This window comes from Microcoleus sp. bin38.metabat.b11b12b14.051 (assembly GCF_013299165.1).
GTDB lineage: Bacteria > Cyanobacteriota > Cyanobacteriia > Cyanobacteriales > Microcoleaceae > Microcoleus.
This window is the reverse complement of record NZ_JAAFKD010000005.1, coordinates 217131-236259: the sequence shown is the minus strand read 5'-3', so window position 1 is coordinate 236259 and position 19129 is coordinate 217131. Positions and strand designations below refer to the sequence as shown.

Sequence of the window (19129 nt, the reverse complement as noted above, 5' to 3'; positions counted from 1 at the left end):
CGAATACTAACGAACCGCGAAGACGCAAAGCGCGCGAAGGTTGAGAAGAGAAGGGAAAGAATTCAATTTGTCCGAGACTCCCTCTTGTGTCCCCTCATCAAGGCAGCGCCACAAACCTGTAATCGTTGCCTTGGCGCTGAACTTTTACTAAAATCGGTTTGTTCCATCGATCGCCCGTTGGCAAAAATTTCACATCTTCACCCGCACCGGAGGTAACAAAATTCGGATTTCTGAGTGCTTGTTGCAATCCGAATCGCGTATTGCTGCGCTGCAAACCGCTGATAATAGCTTTAGTCGCGTCAAAACTCGTGGCGGTTCGCCAATTCACGACACCTCCCCACCGCTGACTCGCATTCTTAGAAAATGGGTTGTTGGGATTGCTGTCAGGATGCCACGGAACCGACAAAATCAGCCCGTCAACGTCTTTCTGCCCTTCTTTTACCGTTTGAAAGGTGTACAGCGTAGTGCTGCCGTAGAGCGCTAATTGGCTTTTGTTGACGCGGGCTAGGTCGATCGCGCGATCGATGCGATCGATAAAAGGCGCTACCATTAACGCTTGTGCACCTTTGCTAAGAGCATCAGCAACGCTAGTGCTCGAATTAAAAGTCGGCGTTGAAAAGTCACAAACCGTAGGCACTACCTTGCCACCCAAAGCCGAAAACGACGAAACAAATTCATCCTTAAACGATACATTATCAGGAGCTTGAGAGTCATAGCAAATAGCAACATTAGTTTTGCCAGCTTTATTAACCATATATTCTGCTAAAGGAGCCGCCATCGATTGAATAGCGGGGACTGTCCGAAAAATGTAGCTGCCAAAACCTGATAAATTGTTAGCAAAGCTAGTTGGCGTCACCATCACCAGTTTTTTTTCTTGATAGGTGGGAGCAGCAGCTAAAGAAGCATTGCTAGCATTGTGTCCGACTACTGCTAAAATTTTCTGGTCATTTACTAATTCGGTTGCAACTTCTTTGGCAACATCTGGACTATTATCGTCATTCGCAATCAAAACTTGCAAACCCGCACCATTAATTCCTCCCGCAGCATTAACTTCCTCTTGAGCTTGGGCAACTCCTCGGAGCATTTCTTGCGCTACATTCGGGTTCGTTCCAATGGGAACACTGACGGCAATTTTTAGAGGATTATCATTGTTTACTTTGGCATTGTTCAAATAAATTACTGTTTCTGGATCGTTGCGATTTTCTTGCAGCGATGCCTGAAAATTTTTGACAGCTTCTTTGTAATTCCCCTCAGCAAAAGCTTTGACGCCTGCTTTTTTTCCTGTTGTTGTTTGCGATTGCACCAATATTTTATCTCCCAAACTGAGGCGACTATTGCCAGAAGCGGATGTACCTCGATTTGTAGTCTTGAAGATATCTGGAATAAATGTAAATGCACCCCAAGCAATCAAAGGAAGTGCAATAAAAACAATTGGCGGCGGGCGTTTAATTTTTTTAAATTTTTGAGACATGATTAGTTCTCCTAAGTGAAATATTTTGTCAAGGTTTTTATACCTCACCATTCCCAAGTCAAGTATAATAAATTCTTGAACAACCAGGAATGTGCCGTTTTTAACCTGTAGGAACATCTAGATATGTTTGATTGCTCGGAAGCAGGAAGCAGGATATTAGCTGCTATATTTGGGTGACAGTTGCTTTGTGCTGCCGTCAGTTCCTGTATTGATTGTCAATAAAAAATTATTTAAAGTCAATTCATAAATTCATTGAATATAGTCATAAAACTCATATTATTAATTTCATAAAAGTCATCTAGGGCATATTTGTTCCAATGAATAATAGAATAACTGCTATATTACCTTGACACTCCTCGCGAGTCAAGCGACGAGGATTCTTAGATCATAGACCGGACTTAAATTAAGAGTGTTACCACACCTAACCCAGAGATCCAATCTCCCTAAGCGTTTACTGTATCGAGTACAGAGGTTCCGACGTGCCCCGTCGTACCTATCCCGCGATTGAGGATATTAATTGCGGCGTTATGATCTCTATCCATTTCGCATCCACATTTACATGCGTGAGTTCGAGTGGATAAGGACTTTTTAACGACTTCACCGCAATTGCTGCATTCTTGGCTGGTGTAAGCAGCATTTACCGCAATAGTAATCCGACCAAATACTTTGCCGAAATATTCTAAGAACACTCGGAATTGGTACCAAGAAGCATCGCTAATAGACTTGGCTAAACAGTGATTTTTAACCATGTTAGACACTCTCAAATCTTCGTAAACTACTACATCGTTTGATGTGATTACGCACCTTGCCAATTTGATAGCATGGTCTTTACGCTGTCTACTTATTTTGAGATGTCGCTTACCTAAAATCACTCTAGCTTTGCGGCGATTTAGACCACCTTTGACCTTCCGACTTACAAGACGTTGGGCACGCTTTAACCGTGCTTCACCTCTACGCAGAAATCTAGGATTGGGAACCATCTCGCCATTTGAATCGGTGTTAAATTCTTTTAATCCAACATCCAATCCAATCGTTTTTCCTGTAATTGAAATAGTTTCTACTCGGTCTACTTGAACGCAGAACTGAACATAATACCCATCTGCTCTCTTTACCAATCGCACCCGCTTAATCTGGTCTGGTTGATAGAAATTAAGATCCCTCGTACCTTTTAGCTTCAGCCTGCCAATTCCACATTTATCGGTAAAGGTGATTGACTTTCTGTCTTCTTTTAGCTTCCAAGAGTTAGTTTTGTATTCAACAGAGCGACAGTCTTTTTGGAATTTTGGAAACCCAACTCTTTTACCTTTAATGCCTTTTTTGACATGATCGTAAAACCGAGAAATACTAGCCCATGCTCTTTCCGCGCTAGCTTGTCGAGCCATCGCGCCTAACTTATTTGCAAAGTCAAACTCTCTCTTCCCAAATCGCACAGTATTTGGAAAGATCGAACCAAGATTTAGCCCCACCATCCATCCACAGTCGAATTGATTTGTTGCGAATGAATTGACAAATTCTAATCGCTTCATCAATTGCCTGAAACTGGTTTGGTTTTGCGTAAGCCTTGAATTCGAGAACGAGCATTTTTTATTCCTCCCGTTCCTATGATAGCATACTTATCATAGGAATGTTCGACTCTCTTCATAAATATGGAGAAAGTCCCCGTGAACGGGGAGGCTCTAACCCCATTTTTTTGGTAGTTAAACCTGTTTGATGGTTCGGACTGTAGTCCTCGAATTATGGGGGTTAAAGCCTTAACCATCAAACCTATTGTTTGCGATCGTTCTCTTGAGACATGATAAAATTGTTGTGTAACGCTCTATATATGACCTAAAACAGGATTTGGGCGATCGATCTTTCCCAGCATCAATAAGCTGCCCTACAAGCTTGCATAAAGCACGCACCTAAGTTAATCAGGTACGCGCTTGGCATTCAATCCCGCCAAAAAAGCGAAGCAAGCCTCCGACAGGATTCGTAGATATCGATAAATCTTAGACTAAAGTTCAAAATCCCAGATTCATCTGTCGAATAAATCTAAAATCTAAAATCTAAAACCTATTGATGTTTAGATGTACGGAGAGGGTGGGATTTGAACCCACGTTAGAGTCACCCCTAAAGTAAATTTCGAGTTTACCGCATTCAACCGCTCTGCCACCTCTCCAATTGACTTAAGATGCGAGCTAAAAGTATCTTACCGCACGGTGCGCCACATTGTAAATCCTTAGAGAAAAGAAGTTTGATTTTCTTCGGATTCCAGAGTCGTCTTAAATCCCCCTGCTGGCGTCCACTGGAGAGCTCCGTCGCGCCCTGTCCAGAAAATCTGGGTTTTGCTTTGGTGCAGTAGGGCTGCTGTTTCAGGGTCGATTTCGTCGGCAGAGGCGATCGCCACTTGCGGCCCCACTGCGCCCAATAACTCGGCTGTGAGGGTTGTTCCCGACCACCATAGCACTTGAGCCGGCTTCAATGTTCCTGTTGCTGCTAATTTTTTTTGGGCTTCTGGTGTCATTTCACCGAGGAGCAACCAAGTTCGATCGCCCGCAAGCAATTCTACCACCGGCATCTCTGCATTCACCAACTGCAACTGCGCCGAACCCAGATTAACTCTACCGTTTGTTTCTAAAGGAAAGTAAACACCTTGGCGAGATTCCACCGCCGTGATGAATTCCCGATCGCTACCGCGGTGAATTTGTTTGGGAGCTTTGTTATCATAAAATGTTTCAATTGGCAAGCGTTCTAGTAATTTTCCCCAACCACCGCTCAAACCTAAGTGGCCGTGAGTGGCGATCGCAAAATTCACAGAATTAACTCCTTGCTGCTGCAAAAAAGGCAACACCGTAAACCTCACCGTATTTTCATCACCGCTATTAATTAGCGCCACTTTTCCCCGATCTTGAATTACCAAAACAGGTTCGCCAGATGTCGCCAGCAAAGTAACTTGAAACAAAGATGATTGAACGTGCCAAGCAGGCAAAACTATGATACCAATTCCCGCCACAAGTGCCAGCGGTAAAATCCAAGCCGCAGAAATCCGCAGCGCAAAAACTCGACTTTTACCCTGCTTCCCTCTCCCCTTTCCCTGATTTTTCCCTTTTCTTTCTTCCCTCTTCCCTCTTTTTTCTGCCTTTCTTCCATCCGTTACATCCGTTACACAATCCGTTGCCGAACTTCCTTCTTCCCTCTTCCCTCTTCCTTCTTCCTTCTTGCTTCTTCCCAGCCAAACCCAGCAAATTAAACTGTAAAGCGCGATTAGTTGAAACACCGATACTTCGCCGACAGCTACCGAATTACCGGGCAATTGCGAGAAATATTGAGCGATCGCAATTAACCCCTTCGCCGGATAATCCAGCAGTTGCGCTAACATACTGCCAGCCGGCGGAAAAATCAATCCCGCTAAAGCGCTAACCATCCCCCCAATACTCAAAATCCATAGCAAAGGAGCGGCAATAATATTGACTAAAATACTGTAAGGTGATATTACGCTAAAAACATAAAGTAGCAGCGGCAGCACCCAAACAGAAGCGGCGATCGGAACCACCACAATCGAAGCGATCGCCGGAGGCATCCAATCCAACTTTGCCATCAGCGGCGGCACTGTCACCACTAATCCTAAAGTCGCCAAAAAACTCAGTTGAAAACCTAAATCCCAAATCCATAAAGGGTTAACCAGCAGTAAAACAGTTGCAGCAATTAACAGCAATCCCAGCGGCTTAACTTCGCGGCTCAGCAGCAAAGCAAATAGTGTGCCAAATCCCATCAAAGCGGCGCGGCAGATTGAAGCTTCAAAGCCTGTTAATCCCACTAGCAAAAATAAAGCACCGACGCCAAAACCAAATTGTAATTGTTTGGATAAACGCCTGGTTAAAGCTAAAACCAAACCCAAAACCATCGAGACTTGAGTGCCGGAAGCTGCGATCGCGTGGGCGAGTCCAGCTTGCACAAAAGAGTCGCGGATGTTGTAAGGTAAATCAACTGCTTGCTTGCCTAGGGCGATCGCAGCGATCAACGACCCTTCGAGAATATTCAACTGCGATAGTTGCGATCGCACGATCCGCATCCGCATCGCTTGAATTGGCGACGGCTGCATCCCGGTTGACTCCCAAAAAGCAGCCGTGTTGCTGTTAAGTCGGTTGACATCCGCGATCGCATTTTCTCTCTTCCAGTCAATCTGACGCCCTTTGATCCCTGCAAAAGCTCCTTCTCTCGCTAGATATGCTTGAAAATCGAAAGCCCCCGGATTTGAGGGCGGTTGCGGTTTGTACAACGAGCCCACAACTGCGATCGTATTGTCGGCATACAAACCCGTTGCTTGCAAAATGGGTACTGTAACGTAGAGTTTGCCGGATACTGGGCGGTTGACGACTACTCCTCCTTCGCTACCGTTGATTTGGCTAACTACATCTGTGTCTAGCCAAAATTGCGATCGTCCGCTGCGAGTCAATCGGGGCGTACTCGCAAGCCTACCGCGAACTGTCACCGCCACTTCCTGAGTATTTCCGCCAACGGGAATCAGTTTGCTGATGTCATTCATTGCCGGTTGGGGCGATCGTACTGCAAAATACACGCTAGCCAGAAATGCCACCAAACCAGCCACAGCCCACACCCATTTTGCTCTCGGCAGCATTGAGAGCAAACTCAATTCTTCCCTCATCTCTAAGGGTTCTTCCAGAGCATTTTCTTTGGTTCTGCTGCGTCTTTTCTTAGTGGTTTTGAGAAAATTTCTTGTATACTTTAACAACAATTTAGGCATGACGACTGCGATCGCTATTCCTAAAGCAAGTATCCCGTATCTACCCCAAGAAACTCCTGTAGAAAGCAATCCCAAAATGTATGCAATACAGAAAATGACACCCGTTGCTTGATTCATTAATTATAAAATAAGTCATTTGTCATTTGTCATGGGTCATGGGTCATTTGTCATTTGTCATGGGTCATGGGTCATTTGTCATTTGTCATTGTCATTTCTCATTGGTCATTGGTCATTTGTCATTTGTCATTGGTCATTGCTCATTTGTCATTGGTCATTTGTCAGAAGCGTGCTGTCCCCGCGATCGAACGTTCAACCGTCATTTGTCATTTGTCATTTGCCAGAATGAATAAAAGCAAGTTTTTCTGCAAAATAACGTCCTCACGGTCTTGGTAGTTGCTAAACTTAGCCAAGTCTTGCTCTGAAACATATAGTTTTTTTGATTTTTCAAAACGGAACCATTTAAGCTGAATATCAGACTTATTTAGGTTTATTTTTTGGTCTCTATGCCCTTAAATTAGCCTAAACAAGGGGAGTAGGGGGTTGACTTTCATCGCTCCAGTCCTGCCTTTTTTTAAGAGATACTCTGATTCTCTTGTCCCCCCTTTTTTTAAGGGGGGTTAAGGGAGATCGGAGCTGATCTGAATGACAAAATACCGATACTACGTTAAATCGACAAACCCAATTTTAAACCGAAAGCCGCGTGCAGCACCATAAGTGCTAGGGCAGTCGTCCCCAAATAAGCATGAACCGCGCGCAGTGCTAGCTTATTGCCTCCAAAACCCGTCAGTGAAATCAAGCTACCAGCAGCCAGCAACACCAGCACTCCCGAACCTGTCCAAAAGTGCGGGCTTTCCATCACAGGTTTGTGCTGCATTACCAGCGACAGCAAGCCGCCAGTATAGCCCAAAGCTAGAAACAGAAACATCCACGGTGCTAGCTTGCGGTGATCCGCGCGACTTTTGAGCGCGACATCCTTATCGGCAGCCAAACGTCCCTGCCATCCCGTATACCCGACGAAACTGCCCATCGCCACCACCACAATCCCCATCATGACAGGATGTCCCCAATGGGTAATTGGTTCTGGAATTCCCAGACTGCGAAATTGGCTGGCGATGGGTTCTAGAAGTTCGCTTACATTTACCATTTGATTTTGATTCCAACCTAGGCGATAAAATTTTTCGGACTAATTCTTAAAATATTATAAAATTATGAGTATTGCAAGTGCGATCGCCCGCTTCAAAAAACCGTTTACCGTTTAACGATATAGCAACGGCGTCCGAAGGTGAGGACGTTCTCGAATTGCTGACAAATCAGCTTTTATTGCTTCTGACTGATGACGAATGACGAATGACTGATGACTGATGACTGATGACTGATGACGAGTGACTTCTGCGATCCCAGCCAAACATGATGCAGAAGCTTAGATTTAGACAAAACTTAGCCGGCTAAAGCCGGCTGTGAGATTGTTACAGCAGTGAAGCTGTTTCAAGTTAATTGTGAGCCTTATCAGCTAAATCGAAAAGCAAAAATAAAAGCAATTCGCCTGCACATCACACCCCGGGGCGGCTTTTCGCCCAATCTTCACAGCCTCATCCTCACTCTGGATGTTAAATTTTACCTGCCTGCTTAAAGTTAATTTTAAGGTCTTGACTTTGGAAGGTCAAAGTGAGAAATTAACATCGCAGGCGACGAACATTAGCACTTCTACGTTTTGCGAATCGCTCTTAAGGGAGAATTAAATTCTGCCAAAAAAACTAGAGGTTCCAAGTTTGACATTTCCTGCATCAAGTACGCAGATACCTTTAATCCTCAAAAATCTGGCTGATGCCGGAGTTTTCCGTTTGTGGCACCATCTGAAATGAAACTCTCATGTCAGATGTGGAGGTATCTGTCAAAGCCTTTAACAGATTGTTAAAAGCGCCATTGAGAGCGCGCGCTATGAATAGCGTGACTGCTGTCGGCCCTGGCAGACTTCGATCGACTGAGGACGAAACTGAATGTCTGAGGGCACCCCGAAAGCACCCTTGTTTGTTGGGCTGCCATCGCTGGGCAACCTGTTCCTCTCAACTAACTCGCTGGGGATTGGGTTGTCGCAGGCTTGCCACCGACTTCACGCTTTACTTGCCTCGGAACCGCGCCATCGCTAAACTCGCTGCGCCGGCGCCAAAGTAGCTTCCGAAGGTTGGATCTGGTACTTTACGAGATTTGCCAGTTCTTGTAACTGACTAATCGCTTCTGCACCTTCGAGTTTCATCAGTTCGCGGTCGTCCCGCATCTCAGTCCAAGTGATACCGTAATCTGACACTAAAAATCGAATCAGATGGTTGTCCGTCAAACTGACCATAAATGAGGCACTGTTCATCTGACCCCCGCAAGTGTAGCAGGATGCCAGATAACCCCGACGCTCTAGCACGATCGCCAAAGCTTGGAGGTTCATTACCAAATCTTGGACGAATTTACGGTGTTGTTCTGCAAGTCTCAGAAACACAGTTATCCTCCTATCACCACACCGTGTATTTTACACCCAATTTAATAATTTCTTAAGCATTGGGCTTTTAGGTGTTGGTTCAGTATATGTTTAGTATGCTTAAAAAAAATCGAATTAGCGACCTCTTCAGCCTACTTATACTAGATTAACCGAGTTGCGATCGAAACTAAGTATCAGCAGCGACATTCAGCCACAACACTTTGTCGCGCGGGACTCTAGGCGAAAAATTCGCCTGCTGTGACGGCTGATTCAGCCCTCGCACAGCCCACAGATACAAATAACTAATGATAGCAATCGATATAGTTAAGTATAAAAGTTCAATCGCCCTGGGGATACTCATCCCAAAGCGTTGTAGTCTGCCGCAAGCTCCGAAAATCGCCATTTCCCAAAATCAAGTGATCCAGCAGCGGAATCGACAAAAACTGCGCTCCGGCCAACAACTGCCGCGTCAAAGCAATATCCTCAGGGCTCGGCTCGACATTCCCCGAGGGGTGATTGTGCGAGATAATCGCCCGCGTCGCTCCCTGGCGGATTACCTCCCGAAAAATATCCCTGGGATGAGCTAAAGTTTCCGTAGCGGTGCCGATCGTAATTACCTGAGTTCCCAGCAGCCGATTTTTCACATCCAGCAGCACCACAGCAAAGTGTTCCTGAGACTGCCACATCAAATCCTGACTCAGAGCATCCGCAGCCGATTGTGGAGAGTCAACCACGGCCATTTCCGGCGGCCGCGACTGAAATACCCGTTTACCCAACTCCACCGCAGCCAAAATCGAAGTAGCCTTCGCCGGGCCGATCCCGTGAATCTGTGTCAACTCCTGCACGCTAATGCTGCGAAGCACGGCCAGAGGGTCACGGGAATGCAAGCTCAACTGATTTAAAATATACTGTCCGAGTCCGACGGCCGAAAGTTTCCCTGGGCCCTGACCGGTACCGAGCAAAATTGCAATCAATTCCGCAGTCGCCAAACTTTTCGGGCCGCCCGCCATCAGCCGTTCCCGCGGCCGTTCGCTAGTTGGCAAATCGACAATTCTCAAGCTGTAAGTCATAGCTGCACCCGCACCACAAGCTCAACAACTAGATGATTTTAGCCGATCGATTTCCCCATTCAAATCAGTACGATCACCCAAAACAGCCAAAGCGTTAGCTGAGGCTTTGGGCGCGCAAATCTAGCGCAGCGTATCGCTATTCGATCGACATCGAGTTCAAACGTATCGCCCGCATATGACTCTAACACTTGCTGCGCTTGGGCTTGAGTCGTGTCAGAACAGTAGCAATCCGAGTTAACGCAACTCGGAAAATCGATTGTTTTAACCTTGGGTTTAGCAGAATTGTAGATCGCTTTAACAATGCCCAGAAATCAAGCAGGAATCGAGAAGAGAAAGCTTAACATCAAAAAATTAAACATAGCCACCTTTAACAGTAAAAAAGACAAGTAGTCTCAGACGCAGAAACCTATTTTTTTAAGCCAAATACGACCGGGAGCGCCAGGGCTATCTGTTGCAAAAACCCGTTTATTTAATGGCTGTGGATAAGTCATGAGAAGTTAACTTCCTTGTCGAGCGGCAAACTCACAAATGCCTATAATAGACAAGATTGCAAAAATCCTTTTAATCAAATTTTAGGACGGGCAAGATGCCCATCCCACAAGAGAAAAAATTTTTTGTGGGATGGGCATCTTGCCCGTCCCAGATATTTTTGCAATCTTGTCTATCTAATTTACAAAGTAAATAGCAAGCTAGACATCCGACGCTCATCAACCCGGTTGCCAAGTATAATTATAGTTACTCAACCTACAATTTTTTCCGATAGTATTGAATGCACTCGCCACCCCTATAAACCGATTATTTAACTGTACTCGATCGCTAAAAGCAAGTATTTTCTGTAAAAAACAATCTTTCTTCTCCCAAGCGGGCGTAAGTCCTGGTAAAATTCCTCGTAATGTTGCCACAAAAGTGAGGTGCAGGCCCAGCTATGTTTAGCGCTAAGGTGCGCTTACCGTAGATTGTGACCATTTTGTCGAGGTCAGCAGCGAGGCAGCAGGCTGCGACGGTTGAGGTGAGCGCACGCCAACCAATACAAACGAAGCCACCATCAAAACGCCGTAGAAAGCCACAGATAGCTTGCGAGTTTTCAGTCCCACCCATTGAGGATTGACAATACCGAGACAAAAGGCTGGAGTTGAAAACATGAAAGTTAAGACAAACAAGCTGGACATCAAGCACCTCCGACTCGCGAACTGCACCGATCGATTACCTGTTTATCCCATTAAAACGCTAAAAATCCGCTGAAAAAAAGTTGCAGTCGATGATTTATAACCTGAGGATTATTGCTGCTTATAAAACAATAATAAAGCTGCTTAAATCTCATACTTTAGCTAGTTGTTAAAAAAAATAATGTATTTTGGGGAGGCTATAAAATCTAGCTTAAAATAGAAATTAAATTCTTTACTCAAAATATGCAAGTCCGCTTTAACGTAGTCCGCCAAAATCAAAACGAGGCTCCCCGCGTTCACGCTTACACCCTAGACGTGGATGAGAGCAATACTATCCTAGACTGCCTCAACAGTATCAAGTGGGAACAGGACGGTACTTTAGCTTTTCGCAAAAATTGCCGCAATACAATTTGTGGCAGTTGTTCGATGCGAATTAACGGACGCTCCGCCTTAGCTTGCAAAGAAAATGTCGGTAGCGAACTCGCAAGATTGGCAAAAATAGCGAATTTTAGTTCAGCAGAACAGCCTGCTGATTTGATTCCAGAAATTACCGTCGCCCCAATGGGAAATATGCCGGTAATTAAAGATTTGGTGGTTGACATGACCAGTTTTTGGGACAACCTAGAAGCTGTGGAACCCTATGTTAGCACGGCCTCGCGAGCAATTCCAGAGCGCGAATTTCTCCAAACTCCCGAAGAGCGATCGAAACTCGACCAAACCGGCAACTGCATCCTCTGCGGCGCGTGCTATTCTGAGTGCAACGCCCGGGAGGTGAATCCGGAATTTGTCGGCCCCCACGCCCTCGCCAAAGCTTACCGCACGATCGCCGATTCCCGCGACGGCGAAACCGAAAATCGCCTGGAAAAATACAACGAAGGAACCGCAGGCGTCTGGGGATGCACCCGCTGTTACTACTGCAACTCGGTTTGTCCGATGGAGGTGGCGCCGATGGATCAAATTGGTAAGATTAAACAGGAGATTCTCGATCGCAAAGACGAACAAGCCAGTCGATCGATCCGCCACCGCAAAGTCTTGATCGAGCTCGTCAAAGAAGGCGGCTGGATAGACGAGCGCAAATTTGGCATCGAAGTAGTCGGAAACTACTTTCGCGACGTTCAAGGTTTGCTGAGTCTGGGCCCGTTGGGTTTGAGAATGATCGCTCGCGGCAAATTCCCGCTGTTTTTTGAGCCTTCAGAAGGTACCGAAACTGTGCGGAATCTGATTGAATCGGTGCAAACTTTAGAAAAGTCAGCAGATTAGCGAGCTGCGGTCATTTTCCGGTAAATTACAAGTTGTGCGATCGTCAAGCTTCCCAAAAACCCTTACTCAAAACTCAAAACTCAAAACATTTAAATGACTGCTAAAACTCCTCCCTCCCCAAAACCGACAGCCCCAAATACGCCAACACAAGCAGAACCAGCCTTTGGCTGGAATGCCTATGCCGAAAGAATTAATGGACGATTTGCCATGGTGGGATTTGTGGCACTTTTGCTGCTAGAATTCTTCACCAGCCAAAATTTTTTAACCTGGCTGGGTCTGCCTTAATTTGACATAAAAAAGGTTTGTAGTCAGGAATGCGAGTCCAGCAAAATAACCATTTGCATTGTTTGCTACAAACCTTTTTATGACCAGAAAGAATTGGTTGAAAACCTCTCCTTTTAGGTATAAATTAAAATCTGACTATTCATTACTCCAATAGAAACGAAGAGAAGATTGCTTTCATAAAAGAACGCTTCAAAGAGCGTTCCTCGCTGCGGATAAAAAAACCTTAACCCAACGGTATTCGGATATCATCAGCCATGCTTCATCGAATATTTTAAATTCTATGAGTCTTGGCAAGCTAGCCGTCACGTTAAGAATCATTGACAGAAATACTCAATTTCCAGCCAATTAATTACCCGCTGCTTCGCGGACGGTCAAAGTATACTTACCTCTACCTTTTGGAGGTGGCTCGTAAGCATTGACAATAACGCGGTAGCGACCGCTCGCAGATAAGGTAAGAGTAATCTCAGAATTGGAATTTTGCTGTGTGATATCGTCATTTTCTGCTAGCAGTTCTGCCTGGGAGTTGAAAATAGCGAGATAGGTATCAAACTCGGTACTTTCTACAGTAATAACCACTTTCTGACCCTGAGTACCTTCAAACGTATACTCGTCGTACAAACTGCTGTCAGATGGCAGTACAGAAGATTTAGCAGGGCTGAGTTCTCCCTTTTGCTCTAAAATAACCTTTGACGAACCCCCAGCAGGACTCGGGCTGGGTACATTTGGCGTCTGAGTTGGCGAGGGCTTTGGAGATGTGGACGGAGTTGGGCTGGCTTGAGCTAAAGCAGCCTTGCCTGCATGACTCGCATGAGTTGATTTTTGAGGAAATTCTGCTGAAACGATTGTGGAACTGCTGTTAGTCACTCGACTTGAATTTGACACCGGCACCGAAAGAGTCGGATTGCCATAAAAATTAGCTAGTAGAGCAATTGGCGCGATCGCCCAAAATCTAATTTGACGCATGAATTACCTCGATTTGCAAGGAAGGAAGAGTAGACAATTGACAGTTGACAGTTGACAGTTGACCGAAGGAAGAAGGAAGAAGGAAGAAGGAAGAAGGAAGAAGGAAGAAAGCCGGTCGTTGAGTTGAGAGTTGACCGAAGGAAGAAGCAATCGGAAATAAGGAAGTAAAAAATCGATCGATTACCAATTACCAATTACCGATTACCTATTACCTATTCCCAATTAATGATTACCAATTACCTATTTTCAACGGACATTTAAGGTATAACGACCCCGACCTGAAGCATCGTAAGCATTGACAACTATGCGGTAGCGACCCGTAGCGGGCAAAGTAACGCTCAGAAGCGCATTTTTAGTCGAATCGCTCGCATCGTCATTTTCTGCGAGCAATCGGTTGTTAGGGCCAAATATCGCCACATAGGGATCGAAATCCGTACTTTCGAGGGAAATTGTTACAGACTGACCCGATCGACCTTCAAAAGTATACTCGCGATACAGGCTGTTGTCAGACGGCAGTACCGGGCCGCCTGCAACTAAAGCGCCTTCTTCTTGCAAAATCGCCCGAGAAGGTGCCGTAGGAGCACTCGCTTTCAGTTCTAGCGTATAAGCCCCAGACTGCCTAGCTTCGTTGGAATTTGCCAGTAACGTGTAAGTGCCGTCTGCGGGCAGCCTGACTGTAATTCTGGCGTTTTTACCGCCTGCGCCGTTATTATCCTGGGCGATTTCGCGCTGGTTGGGCCCGATCAAAATTAAATAAGGGTCAATCTCTTGACTTTTCATTTCTATTGTGATTTGCTGGCCTGCTCTGCCCTCAAACGAGTAGAGGTCAAAAAAGCTGTTGTCTGCGGGGAGAATCCCAGACTTTTCGGTAAGTTGGCCGCTGACTGCTGGCCCGTTTAACGCCACTTTTTGAGGTAATTTGTTGCCAAAGGGCGATCGTCTCTGCGCCACCCGGGGAGCTCGCCCTTCTCGCACTGCTGTCAGGAAAGCTGGCACTTTATCTATGACAATTGCAAAACCGATACCGATATTGCCTCCGCCCTGGCCGCGAGTAAAAATAGAAGTATTGACGCCGATTAATTCTCCTGAACTGTTGAGCAGCGGGCCTCCTGAATTGCCGGGATTGATGGCGGCGTCTGTTTGAATTAAGCCCTGGGCTGCGTCGATGCGGCTGACGATTCCGATCGTAAAAGTACCTTGAAACCGGCCGAAAGGATTGCCGATCGCAAATGCTTGTTGTCCCACTTTCACAGAACCGGGACGGGCTAAAGGAATGGTGGGCAAATTGTTTTGACCGCGAATCTTCACCACGGCTAAGTCTAAACCTTCTTCGCCGAATCCGACGACATCGGCGACAAATTTTCTGCCGTCTGACATAATTATATTTACGGTACCGCCTGCTGAAACAACGTGGGCGTTAGTTAAAACCATGCCGTCGGGGCTGATAATTGTCCCGCTACCGTTAGATTTAGCTGTATCGACGGTAACAACTGCGGGACTGGCTTTTTCATAAATCCGAATATTGGTTTGTTCTTCGGCATTTTCGGCGATCGCCCCTGTCCAAGGCACGGAGTTAAATTCCGCTAAATTTGCCTCCTGCTGTCCGGGGGGCACCTTAACAACCGCAGCAGCACTGGCTGCAACCCCAACTGTTAAAATTCCCGATACTGCTAAACTTAGAAATTTGAAATTCATCATCGTGAATTAGTATTTTTTAACTATCGGCAGGTAGCAGTTAGGTTTTCGGGCAAACTGCTACCTGCGGCCTGTAATTATTTTAGGACTTGCGGAAGGGTAATGAGAATTTTCAGCTTGAGATTGCTTTAAGATTTTGCCTGTGGGTGGATTTTGAGGAAATCGATCGACCTCTGGGGCCAGAGTTTGGTTGGCAAAATAAGATCAGCCAGCAGTTTCGACAATTCTCGAATCTTCTTGGGAGCGATCGATATACTTAAGATTAGCGTTTCGCAGCAAAGCATCCTCATCGCCGTAGAAAAAAGACAGCAAAGCAAAACGCTCACCGCTAAGCATCGGTGTTGCTTCGTGCAACAGAGAACACGAAAAAATAATCGCCGTGCCCGAATCGCCTTTATAACCGTGCGGCGCGTACTCAGGGAACCGCAAAAATCCCCCCGTATACTCCCCCACATTCAAGTTCAAAGTCATCGCAAACCTGCGGTGCAGCGTACCTTGGCTTGTATTGTCGCGGTGTGGCTGAAAATAACCGCCTCTGGGGGCATCGTAACAAGCAATTAAATACCGTTCAAACCGAGTAATTCTAAACTGGAAAGCTTTTTCTACTTCCGGCGCCACCCTTCGCATAATAATCGCACTCAATCGCTGCTGCAACTTTGGGTCTTCAATAAAATAATCTCGACGTTTCTTGAAATTATCGTCGCGAAGGCCAACAGTTTTCCCGTCTATTTCCCTCATAAAACCTGAGGGACTGCCGCCGTCAGCTTTGTACATATCGATCAAACTGCGGCATAATGAAGCGTCCAAAACGTTAGGAATTACCAACACCGGGGCGTGGGAAGTAGTAATCGGGCGTGCTTGCTCAATGGGGGGCAAACTTTTGATAAAATCTAATACTTGTTGGGCGTGTTTGTCGCTTTCACCCATGGGAAAAATGTTAATTATCTGAAGGTTTTCGTTGAGAACAAAAGTTTGAGGTGCATAGTGAATTCCGGCAACTCCATTTTGTTCGATATCTCGGCAAACACCGTACTGCTGGCTGACTTGTTTGTCGAAGTCCCAGAAAAAGATGAGTGACGGAGCAATGGTTGTCGGTCTATTTTGTTCCTTGTCTGCGGCATCAATACTAACTCCGAACAGGGCTGCTTGAAAAGTATTGAATTCTTCTGAAAGCTCTTGAAAGCTTTTGAGGATAGTTTGGATTTGTTCAAAAGCTGCGCTGGCAAAGAAAAACAGCACGATTCGCCGACCGCCAGCCATCGAGAAATGAAATAAGGGGTTATTGGAGGCAGGAATGGAAAACCAAGGCGCCGGATCTCCTATTTCTAGTAATGGCATATTGCTGATTTTAGATTTTAGATTTTAGATTTTAGACTATTGTACTTTGGGTTAGTTGCACAGGTTGTATTTTCTGCGATCGCAGAGGTTCGATCGTTCGGAATGCGAGTCCGCAAAAATCATAACTAAAGTCCCCACAGGTTCGTAGTGAGGACTTTAGTCCGCATCCCAAGAAGGACTAAAGTCCTCACTACGAACCTGATAAGCGTTATTTTAAAGGAATACTACTAAATCTATTCAAAGTATTAGTTTTTTTTGCTATTTTACGTCAGTGAGCTGCATTTAAAATCTTATTTTATAGTGGTTTAAACATTCTAATATCTCAGAATAGCAGTTCTCAGAAAGATGAGGTATTGACAGGATGGATATCTCAATCCCTCAATCCTAAAATCTAAAATCTAAAATCTAAAATCTAAAATCTATACCTATACCTCACCTTTTTGAGACTCGGCTATAAGTAGATGGGTATCAATAAACGCAACTTAATTTTTTGCCTTGCTGGCGCCAGAAATGTTGAGTTTTACCCACCTACTTATTTGTACCTATTTGTTGTCAAAATTCGGAGAACTATCCGGTTGGTCTTCCGGGTATTCTACTGGTCGATACTCCACGTAGTCTGACGGCGGTGGTTCTACGTCGCGGTTGCTGGGGCGAGACTTCGATGCTTCCGCAGGGCGGGTTTTTTTGGTTCTTGGCGGCGTATCAGAACTGCGGTTTTCCGAAGCTGGGGGGCGGTTGCTGCGGCTGCGGGCCGGTCTTTCTTCGGGGTTGTCTGAAGCGTCCCAGTTGTCATATCCCTGACTGGGCGGGGCTTCTGGGCGGGAGGGACGTTTGCGCGAGGCCGCGGATCGATCGATCGACTCCCGGGATGTGTTAGGGCTACCGTTACGATTCGAGGAAGGACGGCGGCGGGGCTCATCGTCGTAGGCTTCCCGCGAGGAACGATTGTCTTGACTACCTCTAATCCGGGGACGCTGCGGGTAGTCTTCCTCTGGTTCTATCTGGTCCAAGTCGTTATCGTAGCCGTCGTAAGCGTAGGCGTTGCTAACAGGTCGCTCTTCATCTACGTATTGAGAGCGACTTTTAGCTTGGGCTGTGGTCGCTCCGCGCAGTTTGATGCTTTCGGCCGCAAAAAATATCGCGGAACCTGCGAGTAAAAATTGACCGAATGCGAGAATTGGGTCAAGCCGCCATCCTTGAAATAACAGAATACCGCCACACAGCAAGCCCACGGCTGCAAAAAAAATATCGTGGTCTCGGGCTAGCTTGGGACGCCACGATCGCAGAAAGTACAGTCCTGCCCCTGCTACTGCTAGGATGATCCCTAACAGGCTGCTCAAGTTCAATCCTAAATTGACCATTAGCCTATCTCCTATCTCTTTCCTATGTTAGCGAGTTAGATTTTACATCTATCAATAAGTCGGTCAGTCTGTTATCCCGGCTGTGGTTTCACAGAGCAGCCTCCGGTCAAGCTTTCATCCGAGGGAAGCGCACCTTATAGTAATGAGTTTAACGGGAAAAAACCTCAGCTTGGCCGTCAACCGAAGGTTTTGCCTTCACAGTTGCTGGTAGCCGAGGTTTCGCAAGCGGGGAAATGCCCGACGTTTAGGCCAAAATTGACTCGCCCGCCGGACTTAGAAATCCGCCGATTTTTTAGGTACGCTTGATTTTGTCTTTTTGGCTGATAAAGATCAGGGCGATCGTTGCTGGAATCACTACTAACGAAATGCCAATCAGCAGGCTGTACAAAAAGTTCGCAAGTGAAGGAGTCATAAATTCAAGACCTTTGTTACAACAATTTGATTTTTATTAATTTTATCAGCAGTCAGTTCTCAGGGAGAAGTTCGGCAACGGATTTTGCGATCGATGCAGTCGCAGAAGCAATATGTTTACCCTGGAAAACTCGAAGCTTCGCGCCCTCAAACCCTTTGACTGTTTCCATCCCGGCGGTGTGGCCACAAAACTTCTGGTAATTCTGTTCGATCGCACCTGTGAAACGGTTAAAATTATGAAGAGCTGACTTAACAAAACTTAAGATTTTTGAGATAAGACCCATGACTGGTATTACCGTTGCAAGTTGGATTCTGGGCTCTGTTCTAGTATTGATGACTTTGCTATTTATTTTTCGGATCGTTCTGACTTGGTATCCCGAGGTGAATCTGAGCAAGCTGCCGTTGAGTCTGATTGCTTGGCCGACGGAACCTTTTTTAGCCGTAACTAGAAAGATTGTACCGCCGATCGGCGGGGTGGACATTACACCGATTATTTGGGTCGGCATCTGTAGTTTGCTGCGGGAAATGATGCTCGGTCAGCAAGGCATTCTCACAATGATGATGTAAGAGTCAGTGGGCATGGGGCATGGGGCATGGGGCATGGGGCATGGGGCATGGGGCATTGGGCATGGGGCATGGGGCATTGGGCATTGGGCATGGGGCATGGGGCATGGGGCATGGGGCATGGGGCATGGGGCATTGGGCATTGGGCATTGGGCATTGGGCATTGGGCATTGGGCATTGGGCATTGGGCATTGGTCAACTGTCAACTGTCAACTGTCCACTGTCCACTGTCATTGGCGATCGCACTCGCCCCGGCTAGAAACCGGGTTTTTTGCCAAATCTGCTGGCTCAAACACGTCTTTTCGTGAAAAAACCCGGTTTCTGGACACCCGTG

At 46.1% G+C, this 19129-nt stretch carries 16 protein-coding genes, 1 tRNA gene and 1 pseudogene; 4 read left to right on the top strand and 14 right to left on the bottom strand.

Annotation, left to right across the window (positions count from 1 at the left end):
- Positions 1–97: 97 nt before the first annotated feature.
- The 8 genes and pseudogenes from QZW47_RS08435 to QZW47_RS08400 all read right to left on the bottom strand — a co-directional run bounded on the left by QZW47_RS08435 (position 98) and on the right by QZW47_RS08400 (position 10921).
- Positions 98–1471 carry an ABC transporter substrate-binding protein gene (locus tag QZW47_RS08435; RefSeq protein WP_293126015.1) on the bottom strand — a complete coding sequence of 458 codons (1374 nt, stop codon included), beginning with the start codon at positions 1469–1471 and terminating at the stop codon, positions 98–100.
- A 443-nt stretch (positions 1472–1914) separates the two neighbouring features.
- Positions 1915–3052 (bottom strand): annotated as a pseudogene (locus QZW47_RS08430) (transposase).
- Positions 3053–3542: 490 nt separating this feature from the next.
- A tRNA-Ser gene (locus tag QZW47_RS08425) sits at positions 3543–3629 on the bottom strand.
- Between the two features lie 60 nt (positions 3630–3689).
- Entirely contained in the window at positions 3690–6332 is a 2643-nt protein-coding gene (locus tag QZW47_RS08420; protein ID WP_293126013.1) for a ComEC/Rec2 family competence protein, read from the bottom strand.
- A gap of 547 nt (positions 6333–6879) precedes the next feature.
- Complete coding sequence (locus QZW47_RS08415) at positions 6880–7359, bottom strand: DUF4079 domain-containing protein (RefSeq protein WP_293126011.1); 480 nt, start codon at positions 7357–7359, stop codon at positions 6880–6882.
- Positions 7360–8358: 999 nt separating this feature from the next.
- A complete protein-coding gene (locus QZW47_RS08410) occupies positions 8359–8703 on the bottom strand; it encodes a DUF1815 family protein (protein ID WP_293126009.1) in 345 nt (114 codons plus the stop codon).
- Between the two features lie 317 nt (positions 8704–9020).
- Positions 9021–9752: a DNA repair protein RadC gene (radC, locus tag QZW47_RS08405; RefSeq protein ID WP_293126007.1), complete on the bottom strand. Its 732-nt coding sequence runs from the start codon at positions 9750–9752 to the stop codon at positions 9021–9023.
- A 935-nt stretch (positions 9753–10687) separates the two neighbouring features.
- Positions 10688–10921 (bottom strand): hypothetical protein, encoded by a 234-nt coding sequence (locus tag QZW47_RS08400; protein WP_293126005.1) that lies wholly within the window; start codon positions 10919–10921, stop codon positions 10688–10690.
- A 240-nt stretch (positions 10922–11161) separates the two neighbouring features.
- On the opposite strand from QZW47_RS08400, the gene QZW47_RS08395 reads away from it, so the two are divergent.
- Positions 11162–12178, top strand: a complete 1017-nt coding sequence (locus QZW47_RS08395; RefSeq protein ID WP_293126003.1) for a succinate dehydrogenase/fumarate reductase iron-sulfur subunit — start codon at positions 11162–11164, stop codon at positions 12176–12178.
- Positions 12179–12271: 93 nt separating this feature from the next.
- Complete coding sequence (locus tag QZW47_RS08390; RefSeq protein ID WP_293126001.1) at positions 12272–12463, top strand: chlorophyll a/b-binding protein; 192 nt, start codon at positions 12272–12274, stop codon at positions 12461–12463.
- A gap of 345 nt (positions 12464–12808) precedes the next feature.
- On the opposite strand, the gene QZW47_RS08385 is transcribed toward QZW47_RS08390, so the two are convergent.
- The 6 genes from QZW47_RS08385 to QZW47_RS08360 form a co-directional block, all read right to left on the bottom strand.
- A complete protein-coding gene (locus tag QZW47_RS08385) occupies positions 12809–13426 on the bottom strand; it encodes a pre-peptidase C-terminal domain-containing protein (protein WP_293125999.1) in 618 nt (205 codons plus the stop codon).
- Between the two features lie 246 nt (positions 13427–13672).
- Positions 13673–15121 (bottom strand): trypsin-like peptidase domain-containing protein, encoded by a 1449-nt coding sequence (locus QZW47_RS08380; protein WP_293126147.1) that lies wholly within the window; start codon positions 15119–15121, stop codon positions 13673–13675.
- A 204-nt stretch (positions 15122–15325) separates the two neighbouring features.
- The gene (locus QZW47_RS08375; protein WP_293125997.1) at positions 15326–16459 is read right to left on the bottom strand and encodes a redoxin domain-containing protein; all 1134 of its coding nucleotides are present in this window, start codon (positions 16457–16459) and stop codon (positions 15326–15328) included.
- A gap of 542 nt (positions 16460–17001) precedes the next feature.
- Positions 17002–17820, bottom strand: coding sequence for a Ycf66 family protein (locus tag QZW47_RS08370; protein WP_293125995.1), 819 nt, complete (start codon positions 17818–17820; stop codon positions 17002–17004).
- Positions 17821–18112: 292 nt separating this feature from the next.
- Positions 18113–18232 carry a photosystem II reaction center X protein gene (locus tag QZW47_RS08365; protein WP_293125993.1) on the bottom strand — a complete coding sequence of 40 codons (120 nt, stop codon included), beginning with the start codon at positions 18230–18232 and terminating at the stop codon, positions 18113–18115.
- A 52-nt stretch (positions 18233–18284) separates the two neighbouring features.
- Positions 18285–18515 (bottom strand): hypothetical protein, encoded by a 231-nt coding sequence (locus QZW47_RS08360; RefSeq protein WP_293125991.1) that lies wholly within the window; start codon positions 18513–18515, stop codon positions 18285–18287.
- Here QZW47_RS08360 and QZW47_RS08355 point away from each other — a divergent pair.
- A complete protein-coding gene (locus tag QZW47_RS08355) occupies positions 18514–18798 on the top strand; it encodes a YggT family protein (RefSeq protein WP_293125989.1) in 285 nt (94 codons plus the stop codon). The genes QZW47_RS08360 and QZW47_RS08355 overlap by 2 nt on opposite strands.
- A gap of 19 nt (positions 18799–18817) precedes the next feature.
- Entirely contained in the window at positions 18818–19054 is a 237-nt protein-coding gene (locus QZW47_RS08350) for a hypothetical protein (RefSeq protein ID WP_293125987.1), read from the top strand.
- The last annotated feature ends 75 nt before the right edge of the window (positions 19055–19129 follow it).